This window comes from Streptomyces sp. NPDC043726 (assembly GCF_056436565.1).
On sequence record NZ_JBWKCI010000004.1, the window covers coordinates 396,364 to 417,628 of the forward strand.

At 72.6% G+C, this 21,265-nt stretch carries 19 protein-coding genes and 1 pseudogene; 9 read left to right on the top strand and 11 right to left on the bottom strand.

Annotated elements, in window-relative coordinates:
* Positions 1-63: 63 nt before the first annotated feature.
* On the bottom strand, positions 64-792 hold the full coding sequence (gene kbpA, locus AC068Z_RS13990; RefSeq protein WP_478554851.1) for an AfsK-binding protein KbpA: 729 nt from the start codon (positions 790-792) through the stop codon (positions 64-66).
* Positions 793-926: 134 nt separating this feature from the next.
* Between kbpA and AC068Z_RS13995 the strand changes: the two genes are divergently transcribed.
* The gene (locus AC068Z_RS13995; RefSeq protein WP_478555370.1) at positions 927-1,562 is read left to right on the top strand and encodes a TetR family transcriptional regulator; all 636 of its coding nucleotides are present in this window, start codon (positions 927-929) and stop codon (positions 1,560-1,562) included.
* A gap of 90 nt (positions 1,563-1,652) precedes the next feature.
* Here AC068Z_RS13995 and AC068Z_RS14000 read toward each other — a convergent pair whose 3' ends face one another.
* Positions 1,653-2,105, bottom strand: coding sequence for an Lrp/AsnC family transcriptional regulator (locus tag AC068Z_RS14000; protein ID WP_328872091.1), 453 nt, complete (start codon positions 2,103-2,105; stop codon positions 1,653-1,655).
* 82 nt (positions 2,106-2,187) lie between these two features.
* Here AC068Z_RS14000 and AC068Z_RS14005 point away from each other — a divergent pair, with 82 nt between their 5' ends.
* Complete coding sequence (locus tag AC068Z_RS14005) at positions 2,188-2,796, top strand: LysE family translocator (protein WP_478554852.1); 609 nt, start codon at positions 2,188-2,190, stop codon at positions 2,794-2,796.
* On the opposite strand, the gene AC068Z_RS14010 is transcribed toward AC068Z_RS14005, so the two are convergent.
* Entirely contained in the window at positions 2,797-3,288 is a 492-nt protein-coding gene (locus AC068Z_RS14010; RefSeq protein WP_478554853.1) for a nitroreductase family deazaflavin-dependent oxidoreductase, read from the bottom strand.
* Complete coding sequence (locus tag AC068Z_RS14015) at positions 3,285-4,682, bottom strand: acyl-CoA dehydrogenase family protein (protein WP_478554854.1); 1,398 nt, start codon at positions 4,680-4,682, stop codon at positions 3,285-3,287. The genes AC068Z_RS14010 and AC068Z_RS14015 overlap by 4 nt, the downstream gene beginning before the upstream one ends.
* Before the next feature lie 85 nt (positions 4,683-4,767).
* Here AC068Z_RS14015 and AC068Z_RS14020 point away from each other — a divergent pair, with 85 nt between their 5' ends.
* A complete protein-coding gene (locus AC068Z_RS14020) occupies positions 4,768-5,916 on the top strand; it encodes a thiolase C-terminal domain-containing protein (RefSeq protein WP_478555372.1) in 1,149 nt (382 codons plus the stop codon).
* Between the two features lie 28 nt (positions 5,917-5,944).
* Here the strand turns inward: AC068Z_RS14020 and AC068Z_RS14025 are convergent, their stop codons facing one another.
* Entirely contained in the window at positions 5,945-7,141 is a 1,197-nt protein-coding gene (locus AC068Z_RS14025) for an esterase-like activity of phytase family protein (RefSeq protein ID WP_478554855.1), read from the bottom strand.
* Positions 7,142-7,290: 149 nt separating this feature from the next.
* Here AC068Z_RS14025 and AC068Z_RS14030 point away from each other — a divergent pair, with 149 nt between their 5' ends.
* Both AC068Z_RS14030 and AC068Z_RS14035 read left to right on the top strand, forming a co-directional pair.
* A complete protein-coding gene (locus AC068Z_RS14030; RefSeq protein WP_478554856.1) occupies positions 7,291-7,716 on the top strand; it encodes a pyridoxamine 5'-phosphate oxidase family protein in 426 nt (141 codons plus the stop codon).
* A gap of 10 nt (positions 7,717-7,726) precedes the next feature.
* Positions 7,727-8,386 carry a pyridoxine/pyridoxamine 5'-phosphate oxidase gene (locus tag AC068Z_RS14035; protein WP_478554857.1) on the top strand — a complete coding sequence of 220 codons (660 nt, stop codon included), beginning with the start codon at positions 7,727-7,729 and terminating at the stop codon, positions 8,384-8,386.
* A gap of 19 nt (positions 8,387-8,405) precedes the next feature.
* On the opposite strand, the gene AC068Z_RS14040 is transcribed toward AC068Z_RS14035, so the two are convergent.
* Positions 8,406-9,821: a hydrogenase expression protein HypA gene (locus tag AC068Z_RS14040; RefSeq protein ID WP_478554858.1), complete on the bottom strand. Its 1,416-nt coding sequence runs from the start codon at positions 9,819-9,821 to the stop codon at positions 8,406-8,408.
* A gap of 93 nt (positions 9,822-9,914) precedes the next feature.
* Between AC068Z_RS14040 and AC068Z_RS14045 the strand changes: the two genes are divergently transcribed.
* Positions 9,915-12,779: an AfsR/SARP family transcriptional regulator gene (locus tag AC068Z_RS14045; RefSeq protein WP_478554859.1), complete on the top strand. Its 2,865-nt coding sequence runs from the start codon at positions 9,915-9,917 to the stop codon at positions 12,777-12,779.
* 44 nt (positions 12,780-12,823) lie between these two features.
* Here the strand turns inward: AC068Z_RS14045 and AC068Z_RS14050 are convergent, their stop codons facing one another.
* From AC068Z_RS14050 to AC068Z_RS14060, 3 genes and pseudogenes are all read right to left on the bottom strand, one after another.
* Positions 12,824-14,422, bottom strand: coding sequence for a glycosyl hydrolase (locus AC068Z_RS14050; RefSeq protein WP_478554860.1), 1,599 nt, complete (start codon positions 14,420-14,422; stop codon positions 12,824-12,826).
* Between the two features lie 69 nt (positions 14,423-14,491).
* Entirely contained in the window at positions 14,492-15,592 is a 1,101-nt protein-coding gene (locus tag AC068Z_RS14055; RefSeq protein WP_478554861.1) for a serine/threonine-protein kinase, read from the bottom strand.
* Positions 15,593-15,656: 64 nt separating this feature from the next.
* Positions 15,657-16,054: pseudogene (locus AC068Z_RS14060) on the bottom strand (DUF4913 domain-containing protein).
* A gap of 153 nt (positions 16,055-16,207) precedes the next feature.
* Between AC068Z_RS14060 and AC068Z_RS14065 the strand changes: the two are divergent.
* Positions 16,208-17,638: a hypothetical protein gene (locus AC068Z_RS14065; protein ID WP_478554862.1), complete on the top strand. Its 1,431-nt coding sequence runs from the start codon at positions 16,208-16,210 to the stop codon at positions 17,636-17,638.
* Between the two features lie 48 nt (positions 17,639-17,686).
* On the opposite strand, the gene AC068Z_RS14070 is transcribed toward AC068Z_RS14065, so the two are convergent.
* A complete protein-coding gene (locus AC068Z_RS14070) occupies positions 17,687-19,240 on the bottom strand; it encodes a hypothetical protein (protein ID WP_478554863.1) in 1,554 nt (517 codons plus the stop codon).
* 189 nt (positions 19,241-19,429) lie between these two features.
* Between AC068Z_RS14070 and AC068Z_RS14075 the strand changes: the two genes are divergently transcribed.
* Positions 19,430-19,816: a DUF4913 domain-containing protein gene (locus AC068Z_RS14075; RefSeq protein ID WP_478554864.1), complete on the top strand. Its 387-nt coding sequence runs from the start codon at positions 19,430-19,432 to the stop codon at positions 19,814-19,816.
* A gap of 94 nt (positions 19,817-19,910) precedes the next feature.
* On the top strand, positions 19,911-20,156 hold the full coding sequence (locus AC068Z_RS14080; RefSeq protein ID WP_478554865.1) for a hypothetical protein: 246 nt from the start codon (positions 19,911-19,913) through the stop codon (positions 20,154-20,156).
* Between the two features lie 60 nt (positions 20,157-20,216).
* Here AC068Z_RS14080 and AC068Z_RS14085 read toward each other — a convergent pair whose 3' ends face one another.
* On the bottom strand, positions 20,217-21,260 hold the full coding sequence (locus AC068Z_RS14085; RefSeq protein WP_478554866.1) for a C40 family peptidase: 1,044 nt from the start codon (positions 21,258-21,260) through the stop codon (positions 20,217-20,219).
* Between the last annotated feature and the right edge of the window lie 5 nt (positions 21,261-21,265).

The following is a 21,265-nucleotide window of genomic DNA, read 5'->3' on the forward strand; positions in this document are numbered from 1 at the left end:
CTTCCTGTCCGCGGGCGTGGTTGCGAACCCGGGGTCGAATCGGGGTGTCTCCGGACAAAAACCTCAGTTCGACCGCTCCAGTACGGCGAACGAGGCCCCTTGATTGTCGGTGACGACCGCCACCGTTCCGTACGACGTCTCAAAGGGTGGAGCCTGCACCCGTCCCCCCAGCCGTCGCACCGCCTCCACGGCCTCCTGACAGTCCGCCACCCGGAAGTGGACCAGGAAGTGCGGGGGCATCTCGGGCGGGAAGACGTCGGAGACGGGCGCGCGGCCGAAGTCGGGCTCGGCGTCCGGTCCGAACAGGGCGTCGTGGAAGAGGCCGCCGTAGAAGGCGTTGGCGCTCTCGGTGTCCCGCGCGTACAGCTCGGCCCAGACGAAGGTGCCCTCCTCGTGGCGACGGCCGAAGCCGGTGTGCCCGCCCGCCTGCCAGAGCCCGAAGACCGCGCCCTCGGCGTCGGTGACCAGGGCGGTGCGCCCCTCACCCGCGCCGACCTCGACCGGTGCGGTGACGACCTGGCCGCCCGCCTCCCGGATCCGCCGGACCAGCGCCTGGGCGTCCGGGGTGGCGAAGTACACGGTCCAGACGGTCGGCATCCGCCCGTCCGTCTTGGGGACCAGCGCGGCGACGCGCTCGCCGTCCTTGAGGGCGTACGCGTCCTCGAAGCTCCATCCGAAGAGCTCACCGTAGAACCGCTTGCCCGCCTCGACGTCGGGAAGCTGGGCGTCCACCCAGCAGGGGACGCCCTCGACAAACCCGGATGCATCCCCGGATGCCCTGTTTTCGGCCATGTCGCCAAAGTAACGGGCGCTCACGCACGCCGCAGACCAGGCACACCAGCTTCGCGGCACCCGTGCACCCCATTTGCAGTCGGCCGAATCGCGCTCCGATCACCCCTCGGTAAGCTGACGGCATGACAGGACAAGTGCGTACCGTCGACGGCCGCGTGGCCGGCCGGCGTGGGCAGGCGACCCGGCAGAAGCTGCTCGACTGCCTCAGCGAGATGCTCAGCTCCTCTCCCTACCGGGACGTCAAAGTCATCGATGTCGCCCGGAAGGCGGGCACTTCGCCCGCCACCTTCTACCAGTACTTCCCGGACGTCGAGGGCGCCGTCCTGGAGATCGCCGAGCAAATGGCCACCGAGGGCGGACAGTTGACCGCGCTCCTGGAGGGCCGCTCCTGGGTCGGCAAGTCGGGCTGGCAGACCTCGCAGGAACTCGTCGACGGCTTCCTGGAGTTCTGGCGGAAGAACGACGCGATCCTGCGTGTGGTGGATCTCGGGGCCGCGGAGGGCGACAAGCGGTTCTACAAGATCCGGATGAAGATCCTCAACTCGGTGAACAACTCCCTGGCGGACGCGGTCGCGGAGTTGCAGTCCAAGGGCAAGGTCGACAAGGACGTCAACCCGGCCGCGGTGGCGGGTTCGCTCGTCGCGATGCTCGCGGCGGTGGCCTCGCACCAGAAGGGCTTCCAGTCCTGGGGCGTCAAACAGGCCGAACTCAAGCCGAACCTGGCGCTGTTGGTCCACCTGGGCGTGACGGGCAAGAAGCCGATCAAGTAGACGCCCGCACCCCTTTCCAGGCCCCCAAGTCCTGTCTGGCAGGCGGCTGTTCCTCCCGGTCGACCCCGGGGTGAACGGCCGCCTGCCGTGCTATGCGGGCAGGGGCCGGTCCCGCACGACGTGCTTCATGACCAGGGTCGAGGTCAACCGCTGCACTCCGGGCAGGGTGGCCAGGCGGTCGTCGTAGAGGCGCTGGAAGGCGGCGAGGTCGGCCGTCGCGACCCGGAGCAGGTAGTCCGGCTCCCCGAACAGCCGCTGGGCGTCCAGGACGTGCTCGATCTCGCCGATGGCCCGCTCGAACTCGGCGACGGTGTCCCGGTCCTCCTGCCGCATCGAGACGAAGACCAGCGCCTCGAAGGTCAGCCCGACGGCGGTCGGCTCCACCACGGCCCGGTATCCGCTGATCGCCCCCGACCGCTCCAGCTCCCGCAGCCGCCGGTGGCAGGGCGAGACGCTCAGCCGCACCCGCCCGGCCAGCTCGGTCACGGTCAGCCGCCCGTCCTGCTGAAGCTCGGCAAGAATTTTCCGGTCCACGTCGTCCATGAGGCAGATCTTCCCTCACCGTGCGAGAGCGCGCGCAAACTTCGACAACACTTTCGGGCCATTCCCGCCTAATGTCCCCACCATGGACTCCGCAACCCTCATCTCCTTCCTCGCCCTGGACCTGCTGCTGGTCTGTGTGCCGGGCGCCGACTGGGCGTACGCGATCTCGGCGGGACTGCGCGGCGGCTCGGTCGCGCGGGCGGTGGGCGGTCTGGTGAGCGGTTACGCCCTGCACACGGCCCTCGCGGCGGCGGGCCTCGCGGTGCTCGTCGCGAGCAAGCCCGCCCTGCTCACCGCGCTGACGGTCGCCGGCGCCGGGTACCTGGTGTGGCTGGGCTGGAGCGTGCTGCGCCGCCCCGGGACGCCCGGGGAGGCCTCCGGCGCGGGCGGTGACCGGGTCTTCCTGCGCGGGGCGATGATCAGCGGCCTGAACCCGAAGGGCCTGCTGCTCTACCTCTCGGTCCTGCCGCAGTTCCTCGCGACGGACGGAGCCCACCTGCCGGTGCCCGCGCAGACGGCCCTGCTCGGCGTGCTCCACATGGCGTGCTGCGCCGCCGTCTACCTGACGGTCGGCCTCGGCGCCCGCGCGATCCTCGCGGCCCGCCCGACGGCGGCCAGGGCGGTCACCCGGACCTCCGGCGCGGCGATGCTGGGCATCGGGGCGTTCCTGCTGGTCCAGCACACGCTGTGATCACTTCCCGGCGGCCCCCGGCTGCCGTCGTGCGAGCCTGAAGAGCCGGATCTCCCGCTCCACCCGCGCCTGGTAGGTCGCGTACGGCGGCCAGAAGGCCAGCGCCCGCTTCCACACGGCCGCCCGCTCCTCGCCCGTCAGCAGCCGCGCGGTCACGGCGATGTCGGCGCCCTTCCAGTTGATCTCGGCCTCGGGATGGGCGAGGAGGTTGGCGGTCCAGGCGGGATGGCCGGGGCGGCCGAAGTTGGAGCCGATGAGGATCCAGCCGTCCTGCTCCGGCTCCGGCATACAGGCGAGCGGGGTGCGGCGGGACAGTCCGCTGCGGGCGCCGGTGGAGGTCAGGACCACCCCGGGCAGCATCCGGGCGCTGAGCAGCACCCGGCCCCGGGTGATCCGGTGCACGGCGCGGTCGAGCGCGGGGATCACATGCGGGGCGACCTTGGCGAAGCCGCGCGTCGAGGACACCTTCTGGACCATCCGGACGCCGATCACACCGTCACCTCCGCCGCCTCGAAGAGCCGCGCCGCGTCCGCCGCGCGTGCCCGCAGCCGGTGCACGGGCCCGAACAGCAGCTCGTCGCCCGCGGCCCGCTTGAAGTACAGGTGAGCGTCGTGCTCCCAGGTGAAACCGATCCCGCCGTGCAGCTGGATCGCCTCCCCGGCAGCGGTACGCAGGGCTTGCAGCGCCTGGGCGAGGGCAAGCCCACCGACGCGCTCCGGGTGGGCGGTGGGCTCGGTGTGCGCGAGGCCTACGGCGGGCTCCTGCTGGGCCGTGGCCTGGGCGTGCGCGGGACCTACGGCGGGCTCCTGCTGGGCCGTGGCCTCGGTGGGCGCGGGACCTACGGCGGGCTCCGGGTGGGCCGTGGCCTCGGTGTGCGCGGGACCTACGGCGGGCTCCGGGTGGGCCGTGGCCTCGGTGTGCGCGAGGCCTACGGCGGGCTCCTGCTGGGCCGTGGCCCATGCCGCGTAGTAGGCCGCCGAGCGTGCCGCCTGCACTCCCACATACACATCCGCCAGCCGGTGCTTCACCGCCTGGAAGGACCCGATCGGACGCCCGAACTGTTCCCGCTGCTTCACGTACTCCACGGTCAGCTCCAGCACCCGTTCGGCGGCACCGACCGCCTCGCAGGCGAGTACGGCGGCCACCGTGTCCCCGAGGCGGGCCAGGGCCCCGGACACGTCCGCGCCCTCCTCCCCCAGCAACCGCGCCGCCACGTCCCGGAGCTGGAGCCGGGCGAGCGGGCGGGTGGAGTCGAGGGCGGTCTGCCGGACCCTGTGCAGCCCCTCCGCGTCCGCCCGGACCAGGAACAGGTCCGTCCGCGAGCGGGCGAAGCCGCCGCGGTGGGCGGCGACGAGCAGGAGCCGGGCGCTGTGACCGTCGAGGACGTGCCCGACCTCGCCGTACAGCCGCCAGCACTCCGCCGTCCGCCGCGCCTGGACACCCCCGGAGCGCCCCCCTCCGGCCCAGTCCCCTCGGTTGTCACCCGTGAGCCCGAGGGAGACCGTGGGAGCCGCCAGGGCAGCCGTCAGTGAACCGTCGGCCAGGCCCGGCAGCAGCTCGGCGCGCTGGGCGTCGGTGCCGAGGGCGAGGATCAGGGGGGCCGTGAGGACGGCGGTGGCGAGGAAGGGCGAAGGGGCGAGGACGCGGCCCAGCTCCTCCGCCGCCAGGGCCACCTCGGTCGCCGAGCAGCCGACACCGCCGTACCGCGAGGGGAGGGCGAGCCCCGGCAGGCCGAGGTGTTCGGCGAGGGCGGTCCACAGGGCGGGGTCGTGGCCGGCCGGGGCGTCGACGGCGTGGCGCAGTTCCTCCGGGCCGCACCGCTTGTGCAGCAGTTCGCGGAGAGTACGGCGGATCTCGACCTGCTCGGCGGTGAATCCGGCATCCATGGCTGCCCCTTCCCTCCGGATCTGACGGTCCGTCATATTAGGAGGGCCGGAACGAGATGCCCAGAGGGAGAGGCCGTTGATGGTGATGACTGCCGGAAACCGGAAAGTCGCCGTGGTCGGGGTGGCCCTCTCCGACTGCGGCCGGGTGGACGACGCGACCCCCTACACCCTGCACGCCCAGGCGGCCCGCCGGGCGCTGGCGGACGCGGGCCTGGACCGCGCGCTGGTCGACGGATTCGCCTCGGCCGGCACCGGCGTGCTCGCACCGGTCGAGGTGGCCGAGTATCTGGGCCTGCGCCCCACCTGGGTCGACTCCACCTCGGTGGGCGGCTCGACCTGGGAGGTCATGGCGGCCCACGCGGCGGACGCGATAGCCGTCGGACACGCGAACGCGGTCCTCCTCGTCTACGGCTCCACGGCCCGCGCCGACATCAGGGCGGGCCGCAGGACCGGGAACCTGTCCTTCGGCGCCCGCGGCCCCCTCCAGTTCGAGGTGCCGTACGGCCACACGCTCATCGCCAAGTACGCGATGGCGGCCCGGCGCCACATGATCGAATTCGGTACGACGATCGAGCAGTTGGCCGAGGTGGCGGTTCAGGCGCGGCGGAACGCGGCGCTGAACCCGGAGGCGATGTTCCGGGACCCGATCACGGTCGACGACGTCCTGTCGGGGCCGATGATCGCGGACCCGTTCACCAAGCTGCACTGCTGCATCCGGTCCGACGGCGGCGCGGCGGTGCTGCTGGCGGCCGAGGAGTACGTACGGGACTGCCGCAAGGCGCCGGTGTGGGTGCTGGGGAGCGGGGAGTACGTCTCCCATTCCACGATGTCCGAGTGGGCGGACTTCACGGTGTCGCCGGCTGCGGTGAGCGGGCGGCTGGCGTTCGAGCGGGCGGGGGTGCGCCCGGCGGAGATCGACCTCGCCGAGATCTACGACGCGTTCACCTACATGACCCTGGTGACGCTGGAGGACCTGGGGTTCTGCAAGAAGGGGGAGGGCGGGGCCTTCGTGCAGGCCCGGGAGCTGCCGGTCAACACGGACGGGGGCGGGCTGTCGGCCCAACACCCGGGCATGCGGGGCCTGTTCCTGCTGGTCGAGGCCGTGCGGCAGCTTAGGGGCGAGTGCGAGGCGCGGCAGGTGCGGTCCGGCGACGGCGGGTTGCCGCGCCTCGCGGTGGCGTCCGGGACGGGCGGGTGGTTCTGCTCGTCGGGGACGGTCGTACTGGGCCGCTAGCGCCTGTCCGGCGGATCAGCCCGGTCGCCTAGAAGAAGGCGCGCTTGTCGGCGTGCAGGTGCTGGTCGAGCCGGATGGTGATGAACTCGTTGTCGTCCGCCTTGCCCGCCGTACGGCCGGAGGAGAAGGGGAAGTTGTTGTCGTTCAGGACGGCGAGGGTGCGGTCGTCGAGCAGGACGACGTCCTCGATCGTCTGGAACGGGAAGGTGAAGGTCTCGCCGAAGCCGCCGAGCTTCTTCGGGTTGGCGATGTCCATCAGGTCGGCGACGAGGGTCTTGTCCATCACACCGTCGTGGTCGCGGTCGCGCAGGTCGGCGAGGTAGATCCGCTTGAACTTGGCCGTCTCGCCCTGACCGCCGTCCCGCTCGATGACCAGGAAGCGGTTCTTGTCGACCGCGATGGCGTCACCGATGGCGTTCGCCGGGGACTCCAGGCGGTACGTCCAGCGCTTGCCGGTGTACGCCTTGGCCTTCAGGTCGAACTGGTTGAAGCGCAGGTCACCGGCGGTGTCACCGGCGACCGTGCCCTCCAGCAGCGGATAGAGGTACCGCCCGTCCACGGACCGGGCCATGCCCTCGAAGCCCTTGCTGCCGCCGAGGTTCGGGGTACCGCCGTTCAGGTACGGGTTCTCGGGCGCCTTGACGCCCTCCAGGGAGACCGGCGCCTCCAGCAGCTTGCCGGTGCGCGAGAAGTGCAGCAGGAACGGGCCGAACTCGTCCCCGATCCAGTACGTGCCGTCGTAGGCCCGCACGATCGACTCGACGTCGAAGTCGGCGCCGGTCAGCGTGCGGTCGGCACGGGTGAGCGCGAACGGCACCTTGTGGTCCGGGTCGGTCAGGTTGAACCCGCCGAGCACCTTGACCGCGCCGGTGCGGGTGTCCGGCTTGACGCGATGGACCCGGAGCAGGAAGTCGGCGCTGTTGGCCTTGCCGCCGTAGCCGTTGTCCGACAGCACGTCGTAGGTGCCGTCGTGCCGGTTCACGATGCCGGAGAAGCCCTGCACGGGCTGGTCGGCGAAGGGCGCGGAGATGCCGTTGAACGGACCCGCGCCTATCGCGGCGCCGGACGGCTCGCTGCCCGGCACGAACGTCTGAGCCGGGAGCGAGGCCCATCCGGTGAGCGTGGCCTGCCCGAAGTCGTGCGACCGCTCACCGGCGAGAGCGGAGGGCGCCGCGAGGGCGGCCGTCAGGGCGACGGCACTGAGCATGATCGAGGTTCTTCTCATGGCCCGCACGGTAGGGACACCTGGTGACGAGCGGCGGAACTGCGGAGGAACGCCGACCGGGTGACGCGTCCGCCGGACGGGAACACGTGCTCCCTCGGTCCGCGTTGTGCGGACAGGAGGCACGTGAGTCCGTGGAGTAGGAGACCGCAATGGCCCTGAACCGCAAGGAGCGCGAGGACTTCCTCGCCGAGCCGCACATCGCCGCGCTGGCGGTGGACGCGGGCGCGGACCGCGCACCCCTGACCGTGCCGATCTGGTACCAGGTCGAGGACGACGGCAGCGTATGGATCATGACCGGCCGTGACTCGCGCAAGAACCAGCTGATCAGCGCGGCCGGACGGTTCTCGCTCATGATCGACCGGGTGGAGCCGACGATCCGGTACGTGTCCGTGGAGGGCCCGGTGATCGACACCGAGCCCGCGACGATCGAGCGGCTGCGGGAGCTCTCGGCACGGTATCTGCCGCCCGAGAAGGTGGACGGGTACGTGGACTTCGCGTGGAAGAACCACGGCGAGCAGGTGGTCGTACGGATGCGGCCCGAGCGTTGGGTCTCCTCCGACCTGGGATCTGTCTGACAATCACCGCATGGAACTTCATGATCTGCTGAGGTCGCTGCGGGTGTGGGACGCGAAGGCGACCGAGCTGCGCCCCTTCGCTCCGGAGTCGGCGCCGGCCGAGCCGCTGCCGCTGTTCACGACCTGGTTCGCGGACGCGGTGGCGGCCGGGCAGACCGAGCCGCACACGATGTCGCTGGCGACGGCGGACGAGGAGGGCAGGCCGGACGTACGGACCGTGATGCTGCACGGCGCCGACGCCGACGGCTGGTCCTTCGCGACGCACGTCGGCAGCCGGAAGGGACGCCAGCTCACCGCCCGTCCGTACGCGGCGCTGGGCTTCTACTGGCCGGTCCTCGGCCGGCAGGTGCGGGTGCGGGGACCCGTCACGGCGGCGCCCTCGACGGAGAGCCAGGCGGATCTGCACGCCCGCTCGACGGGCGCCCTCGCCGCGGCTCTGACCGGCCGTCAGAGCGAAGTGCTCGACTCCCTGGAGAAGTTGGCCCGGGTCTCGGCGGAATCGTGGGCGCGGGCGCAGCAGGACCCGTCGGCGCCCGTCCCGACCTGGACCCTGTACCGCCTGCTCGCCGAGGAGGTGGAGTTCTTCCAGGGCGACGAGCGACGTCAGCACGTACGGCTGAACTACCGGCGTACGCGCGACGGCTGGACCCGGGAACTCCTCTGGCCGTGAGCGGAGTGAGCCTTCTCCGTCAGACCGTGAACTTGACCGCCTCCAGCCAGCGCGTGTTCTCCAGGGTGCCGCCGAAGGCGAAGTCCGGGCGCTTGTCGGCGCAGTCCTGGCCGCCCCAGTCGTAGCCGCGGACCTTGGCGGCCGGGCAGATCCGGCCGCTGCCGATGTTGACGGCGAAGCCGGTCATGTAGGGGGCACCGCTGCTCGTGCTGCCGATGTAGTTGTTCCTGCCGTCGGCCACGACGGCGGTCCACTGCTTCACCCACTTGCCCTCGCCGTTGGTCGACGCGGGGTCGTGGCGGAAGGCGTTGGCGGCCGAGCCCCCGGCGCCGGTCACGGCGATGTTGACGGCCTTGATCGGCTTGTTCTGTCCGGTCGTCCCGGCCATCGTGCCGTCGCACACGGGCTTCTGCCAGCCTCCGGCGGAGAGGTACACGCGGTAGCAGATGTGCCGTCCGCCCGGGTCGCTCCTGGCCAGCCGGTTCACGGCCGTGGCGGCCGTCTCCTTGGGGGGCCGCGCGGTCACGGTGGCGCGCGGGGGACGGGCGGTCACCGTGACGACGACCTCGCCGCCGTCCTTCCCGCCGGGCGTCGGGCTCGCCTTGTCCTTCCCCTTCGCCTCGTCCTTCTCCTCGTCCTTCTCCTTGTCCTCCTTGGTCGCCGAGGGACTGGGGGACGGCGAGATGCTCGGGGACACCGAGACGGTCGGCGCCGGTTCCCCGGTGGCGGTCCCGGCCGAACGGCTCGGGCTCGTCGTGCCCTTGGCACCGGCGTTCCGGGTCTCGTCCCCGCCGCCCGAGCCGCCGCTGCCCAGCATCACCAGCGGCACGATGACGAGGGTGGCCACTCCGAGCGCCACGGGTCCGATGACCAGCGGCCGTTGGAGCAGCCCGGGTCCCTCGAACTCGTCGTCCGACTGGCGCGGCGCGTTCCTGCGGCCGGTCCGCGGCGCCGGGGCGGGGCGGGCGGTGAGCGGGGGCGGCTCCGGCGCGGGGTGGGGCGGGCCGTGCGGCTCGTCGTCGAGACCGTCGGTCGGTCCGTCGGCCGGTTCCGCGTGAAGCACCGCGTGAGGTTCCGCGTCAGGTTCCGCATCGGCCTCGGCGGCGCGTTCCCCGGCGTCCGGGGTCTCCTGGAACTCCTCCAGCAACCTGCTCGACCCGTCGGGCGACACCTCGACCGTGGCCACATAGCCCACCGACGGGTCGGAGATGTCCGCCGTCACGGCGGTGTCCCGCTCGCGGGCGTACCCGTGGAGCAGGTCGAGGATCGCGGCGTCGAGCGTCACTCCCTCCGCCAGCGGTACGGGTTCGCCGTCGACGGCGGCGGAGTCCTCGCCGGAAATGACCACCTCGTAATGCGGGGCGACCGGTTCCTCTTCCGGTACGGCGGAGTCGGCCCCCGTGTCCGGCCGGTCCGGCTCTTCACCTCGGCTCATGCCCGTTCCCTCCTGACGTCGGTCCTCGTACCGCAACGGGTGGTGTAGGGGAACGGTTCAATCCGGCATAGCTTCGATCAGTAGAGTCCGAACATGACAAGCGTTGAGGACTCCATACGCTTCGCCTTACTGGGGCCGGTGCGGGCGTGGCGCGGAGAGCGGGAACTGGACCTCGGATCGCCGCAGCAGCGGGCGGTGCTGGTGGCGCTGCTGCTGCGCCGGGGGCGTCCCGTCACACTCACCGAACTCCTGGACGCCGTATGGGGCGAGGAGCTGCCGTCCGCCGCCGTGTCCGTGCTGCGGACCTATGTGTCGCGCCTGCGCAAGGTGGTGGAGCCCGGCCCGGACGCGCCCGAGTCGGAGCGCGTGGTGGTCTCGGTCGGGGACGGATATCTGGCCCGGGTTCCCGAAGGCGCCCTGGATCTGGCGGTGTTCGAGCAGCGGGTGACCGCGGCGAAGGAGCAGCGGGCCGCCGGGCAGCTGGCCGGCGCCGCCGAGCTGCTGCGCTCCGCGCTCGACGGGTGGCAGGGCACGGCGCTGTCCGGCGTCCCGGGACCGGCCGCCGAGTCCGAGCGAGCCCGGCTGGACGAGGAGCGGCTGGCCGCGCTGGAGGCCCGGCTGGACGCCGACGTCGAACTCGGGCGGCACGGCGAGGTGATCGCCGAACTGATCTCGCTGACCGGCACCCACCCGCTGCGGGAACAGCTGTGCCGGCTGCTGATGCTGGCCCTGTACCGGTCCGGACGGCAGGCGGAGGCGCTGGAGGCGTACCGCAGGACGCGGAGCACCCTGGTGGAGGAGCTGGGCATCGAGCCCGGCGCCGCGCTCCAGGAGCTGCACGACCGTATCCTCGCCGCCGACGGATCCCTGGCCTCCGCCCCGCCCGCCCGGCCGGACCCGCCCGAGGAACCCGTGTCCCGGGCCCCGGCGCACTTCGCCCGTCCCGCACAACTGCCCGCCGATCTGCCCGCGTTCGTCGGCCGGCGCGCCGAACTGGAGCGGACCCGAGCCCTGTTGCCCGACGACGGCGGACCTCCCGCCACGGTCGTGATCAGCGCGATCGGCGGCATGGGCGGCATCGGCAAGACCACGCTGGCCGTCCACTGGGCGCACGAGATCGCCGACCGCTTTCCCGACGGACAGCTCTACATCAATCTGCGCGGCTTCGATCCGACCGGCAACACCGTGCCGCCGGAGGAGGCCATCCGGATCTTCCTCGACGCGCTCGGCGTGCCGGCGATGCGGATTCCCGCCGGGCTCGACGCGCAGGCGGCGCTGTACCGCAGCATGCTCGCCGAGCGCCGCGTGCTGGTGCTGCTCGACAACGCCCGCGATCCCGAGCAGGTACGTCCACTGCTGCCCGGCTCCCCGGGCTGTCTGGTCATCGTCACCAGCCGCAACCAGCTCACCGGCCTGGTCGTCGGCGAAGGGGCTCATCCGCTGACCCTGGACCAGCTGTCGCCGGCCGAGGCACACGACCTCCTCGCCCGCCGGCTCGGCCACAAGCGGCTCGCCGCGGAGCCGGAGGCGGCCGAGGAGATCATCAAGCAGTGCGCGCGGCTGCCGCTGGCGCTGGCCATCGTCGCCGCCCACGCCGCCGCCCACGCCGGCTTCCCGCTCAGCGCCGTCGCCGAGGAACTGGCCGACAGCCACGGCAGTCTCGACGCCTTCGCCGGGGGCGACGACATCACCACCGACGTACGGGCCGTCTTCTCCTGGTCGTACAAGGCGCTGTCCGCCCCGGCCGCGCGGTTGTTCCGGCTGCTGGGCCTGCACCTCGGACCCGACATCTCCGCGCCCGCCGCGGCCGGTCTCGCGGGGCTCGCCCCGCGGGAGGCGGCCGGTCTGCTCGTGGAGCTGACCCGCGCCCATCTGCTCACCGAGCACTTCCCCGGCCGCTACACCCTGCACGACCTGCTGCGCGTCTACGCCGCCGAACGCGTCGACGCCGAGGAGACCCCCGCGGAACGGGACCGGGCGGTCGAGCGGCTGCTCGCCTGGTACCTGCACACCGCCGCCGCCGCCTACCTGCACCTGACCCCGCGCCGTCGGCGGATCCCCCTCGAAGCGCCGCCCCCCGGGTGCGCGCCCCTGGAGTTCTCGACGTACGACGAGGCCCTGAACTGGTGCGAGACCGAGCGGGCCAACCTGGTCTGCGCGGTGCGCCGGGCCGCCGAGTCCGGCCACCCGGGCATCGCCTGGCGACTGCCTGCCGTCCTGTGGGGGTTCTTCTACCTGCGCAGTCATCGGCAGGACTGGCTCGACACCGCCCGGACGGGTCTGTCGGCAGCCCGCGCCGCGGGCGACCGGGCGGGGGAAGGCCAGGCGCTGGCGGACACGGCCGCCGCGCTGCGCAGCTCCGGCCGGTTCGAGGAGGCCATCGCTCATCTGCACCAGGCCATGGCCGTGTGCCGGGCGAACGGTGATGTCACGGCGAGGTCGACGACCGTGGGCAACCTGGGCGACGTCTACCTCCAGGCGGGACGCCTGGACAAGGCCGTCGAGTACAGCCGCCGGGCGCTCGTCCTCGACCGGGGCCTCGGCAGTGTGTGGGGAGAGGGCATCGCCCTGGTCAACCTGGGCGACGCCTACCAGCGGCTCGGCCGGTACGACGAGGCCCTGGACTGCCTGGGGCAGGCGCTGACCGTGCTGCGCGCGAGCGACAACCACTGGGTCATCGGCGTCGCGCTCGACATCCTCGGCACGGTCCACCACCGGCTGAACCGCCTCGACGACGCCGTCGACCGCTACCACCAGGCGCTGGAGACACACCGGAAGGTCGGCAACCGCTGGGGCGAGGGCCACACGCTGGGCAACCTCGGTGACGCGCAGCTGGCCGCGGACGAGGTGGCGGCCGCGCGCGCCAGCTGGCAGCGGGCCCTGGAGATCTTCGCGGAGTTCGACCATCCGGACGCCGAGAAGGTCCGCGAGAGACTCGACCGGCTGGGCGGCGGCTGACGCCGGGGACACCGGGCGCGGCCAGGTCTTCGAGCTCATCGGGCTCACTCGCCGGGCCGGGCCGCGGCGCGGTACGCGCGGCCGCTCGCGTTCGCGGTCGTGCCGTCGTACAGGCCGGTCGGGGCGGTCCGGGTCGACAGGGTGAACCAGGCGTAGCGCTCCACGAAGTCCAGGCCCTCCAGCATCCGCGTCGAGGAGGTGACGAAGGCGGTCTGCTCCTGCTCGCCGGGGTAGCGGGGAGGGTTCTGGGTGAAGTCGGTCAGGCCGTACTCGGTGAGCCAGACCGGCTTGCCGTAGCGGTCGTGGACGGCTTGCAGGTAACCGCGCAGCTGGTTCACGGCGTCGGGGCCGAAGTCGCCGCCGTACCAGTGCAGGGGGATGAAGTCGACGCGCAGGCCGCGTTCGGCGGCTCCCCGCATGAAGCGGTCCAGCCAGCCTCCGGCCACGTCACCGCCGTAGGAGACCGCCGGCGCCCCGAGTCGCAGGCCCGTGGACTCCAGCCGGGGCCACAGGTCCAGGGCCTGTTCGGGGGTCATGTCGGCCTGTGCGGGCTGGTCGGGCTCGTTGAAGCCGAGCAGTGCCGTGCCCTCCTCGGCGGCCCGGCCCAGTTCGGCGTCGGTGACCGAGCCCGGCCCCCAGATCATCGGGACGTACTCGACGCCCGCCGGCGCGGCGACCGGGCCGGTGGAGGAAGCCCAGTTGAAGTACCAGTGCGCGCCGGAGTCGGCCAGCGCCTCGGCGGCGCCGTCTACGGGGTTGAGGCTGATGCCCTTGCGGGCCGGGGTCAGGGTGTCGGCGGGGTCGGGGGCCGGGGCGGGCGCGGGCGCGGCGGCACCGGTGCCGAAGGCCACGGTCAGGCCGGTGCACTCGGTGCACTGGTACACGGTCCGGTTGCCCGGCTCGGCGTCCTGCTTGGACCAGCCGTACGCCGTCGGGCACTTCTGGGCGATCATGTCGCTGTACGGCGTCTTCGCGTCCCGGTTCGGGTTGACGCACACCAGCGGCTCGCCCGTGGCCGGATCCCCGACCAGGTCGTCGGCCGGGCAGGCGGACAGCAGGTCCTCGGCGCAGCCCGCCTTCGCGCACGCGCCGGACTCGGGGACCGGCACGTTGTCGGGGGTGATGGTGATGAGGACGGAGACCGCGTTGACGTAGCTGACGTTGTACCAGGGCGCGAGCCCGTCGGCCGGGTCGAAGTTGAACTCCGCGAGGCTGGTGGGCTGTTCGCCCGTGGAGCAGTGGTCTGCGTAGGGCCCGCAGTCGCCGACGGCGCAGTGGAACGTCCTGCCCTCCTCGCCCTCGCACCCCTGGCGGGCGAAGAACTTGCCGCGCCAGTGCCCGGCGCCCGCGTGCTCGGGGACGGTGACGGTGGCGGACTGGCCGGGGTCGAGCACCGGCAGGCCGGTGAGCGCGGCGGAACCGTCGGCGTTGACCGTGCTGCCCACCCAGATACGGCTGTCGGTCCGGTTCTGGAAGGTGACGGTGTGCTCGGCCCCGCCGGCGGCGGCCGGTGTGCCGTCGAGGCCACCTCCGTCGGCACGCTGGGCCTGGAGCGCCGCGGCGGTGCCGGTCACGGCGGCTATGACGAGGAGCAGGGCCAGCAGGAACGAGGTGCGTCCGCGCGGGGTGCGCCAGGTGCGCATGGCAGGTGTCTCTCCCTCGGGGGGTCGGGCTGGGGGTGTTCATCAACGGCTGGGGTCATGGGCCGCACGTCATCGCGCCTTGCGCTGCTGACCGGCGCCCTGGGCCGGCCGGCCGGGCGCGGGGCTGCTCTGCCTGGACGGGGAGCCGGCCGTCTCGGAGCCGCGCGATGTGGACGGCTTGGAGGTGGCGACCTGATCGCGCAGGACGGCGTGTCCTTCCTGGTTGAGCAGGGAGGGCGCGCGGGGTGGCCGGGACGGGTCGGCTACGGCCCGGAAGTTCTGGCCGTCGACGAACTCGCCGCCCCGGCGGGGGGTCGAGGAACTGGTGGCGCTCGCCTCGCGCCTGTTCCGTTCGGACTCCTCGGCCACCTGGAAGGAACGGGCGTCGGGTCCGCCCGGCACGGGGTCCTGGGACCGCGCCGGGCGCTCCCAGCGGTTCCGGAGCGCCGCGAACTGCCGGGCGTCGGCGGCCATGATGGTGTCCCGGGCGGCGTTCATGGCCTCCTCGGCCGTGACCGGGTCCCGCCGGGGCGACCCGTCGGGGGCCGGGGGCGTTTCGCCCGGGGATTCGAGTGGCGTTTCGCGCGGTGATTCGAGTGGTGATTCGCCCGGCGCCTCCCGCAGTGACTCGCGCCGTGACTCGCTCGCCGACGCACGCAGCGACTCCCGCAGATGCGCGTCCACGGCGTACTTGGCGACGGTGGGAATGCTGTGGGGGGCGTGCTCGAAGGCCGCCCGCAGGGTGTCGTCGGTTCTGACCAGGTGCAGCACCGCGTCCTCGAAGGCCGTACGCGCCTTGGGCGGCAGCCGGTCGATCCGCTGTTCCAGGCGGGCGATCTCCTGACGCGCCGCCGTCCCGGGGGCGGACGGCAGCCCCGGCCCGGCCGGCACGGGTGTCCCCGGCGACGGCTGCGCCGGTCCGGCGGGGTCCGGTGCGTACGAGGTGTCCGCTCCCGTCGGCGCCCCCTGCCCCCGGCCGGTGACCCGGGCCCAGAGGCGGCGCACCTCGTCCGCGAGCTGTGCCCAGAGGCTCTCCGGTTCCGCGGGGCGTTGCCTCTGCTGTTCCCGCAGCGCCAGATCGGCCCTGACCAGTTGCCGCGCCAGCTCGACTTCGGGTCGTTCCTTGGTCAACCGGTTCCTGGCCGGGGAAGCCGCGTTGTCTTCCGGCACGGTGCCCCTCTTTCGAGTCGGAGGTGCTGACGCGAGCGACAACGGGCCACGGAGGCCGAACGGTTCAGCCCGGGTACGGGTCCATCCCCGGCGCCTCCTTCGCGCGGTGCGCTCCGGCCTTGCACCCGGCAACGGGCCCGCCGGGTCCCGCAACGACGCCATGACGTGGGTGAGGTGGTCGCGGTGCCAGCTCGCGGGACCGGTCGCGCCGGAACCCGGCCCGGTCAGCTCCTGCCACGCCATCCACAGGCCGTACAGCTGGGCCACCGCCTCCGGGTGCTTCCACCACGCGGGGCACCAGGGCGCGGTGGAGCCGACCTCCCTGCCGTACACGGGCAGCAGCAGGTGACGTACCCACAGGGTCAGCCGGTGCAGTCCGTCGTCGTACTCGGAGCCCTCCAGGTACAGGATGAAGGCGGGCCCCTCCTGCTGCTGAGGCGTCGGCTCCGGGGCGAGGGTCATGGCGGTACTCCGGGATCTCGGTCGGGGTCCGGGTCGCCCGTACTACGGCCCTGACGTGTCCCGGGGTTCAGTGCGGCGCTGAACCCCCGGGCCCGCGCCCTCCGTTGTGCGGGCAGCCGGTGGCGCTCGGCCGCCGGGCAGGAGGGAGTGCGCATGCCTGACCGTGATCCGGTCACCGAGCCGGAGAAGGTGCAGTTCATCTGGTTCGGCGAGGAGATGAGCGACAACGCGAAGGCGGGACTGCGGGCGCTGAGCCAGCGGTACCCGAACTCGGCCAAGGAACTGGTGGTGATGCCCCGGCGCCCGCCCGGGGAGGCCGGACGGCAGCACGTCGAGCGGCTCCTGGAGGGGTACCGGAGCGAGGCGGCGCAGCACGGTGTCGACGTACTGCACGTCCGTGACCACACCGGGCGGCTGGCCGCCGCCTTCGAACCGAAGTACACGAAGCAGACGCTCGACGACATCTTCAGCGCGGAGATGGGCAACCAGGGCTACATCGCCGCCAAGGATCTGGCCACGTTCGCGCTGCGGGGCACCGAGACGGGCCTGAGCCTCGACCTGTCCCACCACCACATGACGGACGGCGAGTGGGAGGCCGTACAGCAGGACCCGGCCTTCTCCCAGGACAGCGTCGCGCCGTTCGACTTCTCCACCGCCGAGCTGAAGGTCGTCGACCTCTCGCACGGCGAGGACGCCAACATGCGGCACGTCCTGAACGCGGGCTTCATGCCGATGACGGCGCAGCACGACGACGCGGGCATCGAGCCCCGGATGATGCCGCACCTCGATGTCTTCGCCATGTACACCCGGCAGGGCACACGGGGTCAGGAGGTGGCCCAGGCCGCCGGGGCCCAGTACATCGGCTATCTCGCGCAGCTGTCCCAGGGCGAAGTGGGCAAGGGCAATGTCAGCTTCCGGCCCAAGGACGACAGCACGCGGTTCCGGCCCGACACCATCAACCTGTCGGACGACAACCTGCTGGGCGCCAAGTACAACACCCAGGATCCGAGCCGCGGGGACATCATCGGCCGCATGGCCGTCAGCGCCCTCGCCGACGGCATCCACCTCGTCTACGGCAGGCCGGTGACACCGCCCGGACAGAGCCGGGAGGACATGCCGGTGCCCCAGGTGGACGCCGGGACCTGGAAGGACGTCACCATGCGGGCGTACCAGGTGGGCAACGTGCGGGTGCTGCCGCAGCTGAGCCTGGGCAAGGACAACCAGAACAGCTGGCGGACCCAGGCCACCGCCGACCCGGGCGATGTGACGGGGCTCGCCGCGGACCGGAAGGTCACCCTCGTCCAGGTCAGCAACTTCGGCGTCCGGGAGGCGGCCGCGCTGGGCATGCAGGGGCTGGACAAGCCCTCGCACATCCCCTACGAGGTGCACTACTCCACCTCTGCGGACAACTCGCCGCGCCGCACCCCGAGCCCGCCGACCGAGGTGAACGTGGACCAGCTCCGCCGCCAGGTGGCCAGCATGTCCATGCCCCGGACGCCGTCCCCGGAGGGGTCGAACGTCACCGCCGCGGTGGCGCAGGCACCGGCGAAGCCCCCGGTGAAGCGGGCGGCGACCGGACGCTAGGCGTGAGCGGGGCGAGGGGAGGCCGGCTCTCCCCTCGCCCCGCCCGGGTCATCCCTTGCGGCCCTTTTTCTTCGTCCCGGACGGCCCTCCCCCGGCCGCCCACTTCAGCCAGGCGGGCGGCTCCTGGTGCCGCCGGTTCCCCTGTCCGCTCCGGCGCTCGGAGGAGGAGCCGCCCTCCCGGGCGGGTCCGGCGGCGGGCGGATCGCTGGGCACCCGGTTCACCCGCTCCAGACCGGGACCCTCGTACTCCGAGGAGGCGGTGCTCGGGGTCCGCTCGGCACTCTGCTGCCCCGGGTTGAACGACTGGGTGCCGCTGACCGGAGGGACGGGATAGGCGGGGTACGGCCCGGTCTGCGGCCGGGTGGTGTACCGGACGTCGCTCACGGCGACGTAGGACGGGTAGCCGGACCCGGACGGCGAGGGAGCCAGGCTCAGCCGGGAGAAGTCGTCGGCCGACCGGGACACCTCGTCCCCTTGGCCCCGCACGTCGGTCACGGACGGCACGGGCGAGTTGGAGTCGCTGCCGCTGCGGGCCTGTTGCGCGCGCAGGGCCTCCAGTTTGGAGTCCAGCGTCGCGCTCGCCAGCAGGTCCGCCCCCTGCCGCGCCCCGGCGCTCTCGGGCGTGCCCTGCCCGGCCAGACCCTCGCCGGACCCGGTCCTGGAGAGCTGGTTGGTCGTCACCCTGGAGAGCTGTTCCGGGCTCGCGGTGACGGGTCCGGTGATCTGCGGCGGTGCCGCGTCGGGGTCCGAGAGGACGACGATGGTGTACGGCTTGTCGAAGACCTCGTGGAAGTTGTGGAGCGAGTACTCGTCCGAGGAGCCGCTCGACGAGCTGTCGGCGGTGGCCTCCGCGCGCTGACGGTCGTGCCACCGGCCCTGTCTGGTCCAGAAGTCCGCGGCGGCGGGGCGCGGAAGGTTGTCGAACGACTCCTGCGAGCGGACGTCGAACCCGGCCACCGTGTCGAGCGTCCAGGTCCGTGAGTCCGCCGGGTCACCGACGATGTTCATCACGTTGACCCGCAGATGGGGAACGTCACCGGCCTCGATCCGCTCGCGCAGGTGGGGCCATTCGAGCCGGGTCAGCACACTGTTGTCGACGATGCCGTCGAGCACCAGCGCCTTGACCGGGCCGTCGAGGCCGTCGACGTAGTGGGTGGAGAAGTTCTCCCAGAGCTTGCCCATCGTGGGCGAGTCGGACCACTTCTCGAACCCGAAGTTCTTGCCGTCGAACAGCTTGCCCGGGACCGAGGTCTCCAGGATCAGTCCCTTGTCGGCCGCGGCCCGCTTCGCCGCGGGCCCCGGTTCGGTCTTGGACCACAGGTAGCCGTGCGCCGCGGCCTCCACCGCCTTGTCGCGCCGCATCTCGCGGAACCCGCTGTCGTTGCGGTGCCGGCGCCACCAGTCGGCCGGGACGTGGAACGCGTGCTTGCGGTCGAACTGATCTATCAAGGCGTCCACTTGACGCTGTCCGACCCAGCTGGGGTCGGGTGTGTGGCCCTGCGCGACCCACTGCCCCTCCCGCTGGAGCTGGTCGAGGTAGCCGTTGAGCGCCTCCGTGAATCTCGTGTCCTTGTGCAGGTTGTAGTGGCGCAGGTCCCTCATGAGAGCGGTCCTGTCACGGTCGAACTGTGCCTGGTCGAAGCCCGCCATCGAAGGCCTTCCCTTCCACGATGTCGACAGGCCCAACGGCCCGCGTTCACCGCCCGGTTCAATCCGTCCGCCGCTGAACCACGGGCCGGTGCAAGGGCGTTGTGGGTGCCGAGGCCCGCTGCACACGAGGGAGGAGCGCCGGTGAGGTTCATCCTGTATCAGGAAGGCCCGGAGTACGGGCAGACGCTGCGGGGACTGACTCTGTGGGTCCACCATGTGCTCCTGCCGGTCTATGGCAGGGAGGTCACCTCCACGTCCCCGTGGTGCTCCCGCTGGTGGGACCATCCGGAGGCGGTGGCCCAGTTGCACGGCCTGTGGCTGGCCTGGGAGGAGCTGACCGAGGCCGACTCCCCGGGCAGCGGCCCCACCACCTGGCACCGGGACTGTCTGGGACCGGTCATGCAGAGCCTGCGGGACCCGGCCGGCCCGTTCGCCGGCTGCAAGCCCGGCGCCCACCGCCCGAAGGAGACTCCGTCGGTCGACTCGGCCGACCCCTTCGGCCCGCCGCCGTCGGACGCGGCCGGCTGAACCGGGCGCCGGGCGGGCCCGTTGTGCCTCTCGAACCGGCGCCGGCCCGGACCGGGCCGGCGCCCCCCCCCGCAGGCCCCTCGGAGGAACGCCCATGCCAGAACCGACTCCAGCCGTTCCCCTCCCCCCGCGCGGGCTCCTGGCACGGCGCCGCCCGCCGTCGGACGCGGACGGGACGGCCGTACGACAGGACCAGCCGCCCGGGTGCGAGCACGCGCCGCGCCTGCCCGTGGCGCCGCTGCCCGCCGGCCTCCTGCCGCTGCCCCCGGGATTCGAGCCGACGCCGGAGGCCGGGGCAGCAGCCGCCTGGAGTACGGCCCCGCAACCGCGTGCGGGCTGAACAGACGGACGCACCATGTCGCGGGGCGGGCCACGGGGGTGCCCGCCCCGCCGCCGTGTCTCAGGCGTCCGGCCGTACCACCCCGAGGATCTCCATCGACGCCACCGGTGACACGTACACCCACCGCCCGGGGCGGGGTGCCTGGATGACCTCGCCGTCGCCGACGTAGAGGGCGACATGGCTGGCGTCGGCGTTGTAGATGACCAGGTCGCCGGGGCGCATGTGCTCGACCGGGACCCTCGTGAGCTGCCGCCACTGCTCCTGGGAGGTGCGGGGGATGACGACGCCGGCGTGCAGCCAGGCCTGGGAGGTGAGGCCGGAGCAGTCGAAGGAGTCGGGGCCCTCGGCACCCCAGACGTAGGGCTTGCCGAGCTGCCGGGTGGCGTAGGCGATGGCCTTGCGGCCGGCCGGCGTCGCCTCGGTGCCGGCCCGGTCGAGGACGCCCGTGCGCTCCCACTCGGCCTGCGCCTCCCTGGCCTCCCGCTCCTCCAGTGCGGCCAGTTCCCTGCGCTGCTTCTCCTTCAGGCGGGACTCCACCTTCCGGGCGGAGGCGATGTTCTTCTCGATCGTCCTGCGCTCACCGGCCATGGCGCGGCGGCCGGCGCGCAGGTCGTCGAGTTCCCCGGCGGCCTCGTCCCTGGTGTCGCGCAAGTCCTCCTCGGTCTCGGTGAGCGCGGTGAGGACGCCCTGCGTGGACTGCTCGGCCCGGCGGGCCAGGGAGGCGTTGTCCAGGGCGCGCTCGGGGTCGTCGGACAGCGCGAAGTGGACCTCGGCCGGCAGTCCGCCGGACCGGTACTGGGCGCGGGCGGCGGCCCCGGCCAGCGAGGTGAGCCGGTCCAGCTTCGTCTCGGCTGCCTTGACCTGGGAGGTGAGGGTGCGGACCCGTTTCTCCTGCCGGGTGACCCGTTCGTCGGCGGCGTTGTACTTCTCCGTGGCGACCTCGGCGTCGTGGTAGAGGCGCCGGAGTTCGGCCCGTACCTCGGTGAGGGTGTCGGGCTCGGCCCGGGCCGGCTGCTGGACCGCCGCGGTCAGGGCGCAGGCCAGGGTGACGGCCACCGCCGTCCGCCGGGCGCGCGCGTGCGGACTCCGTGTCGTCTGGCTCATCTGTG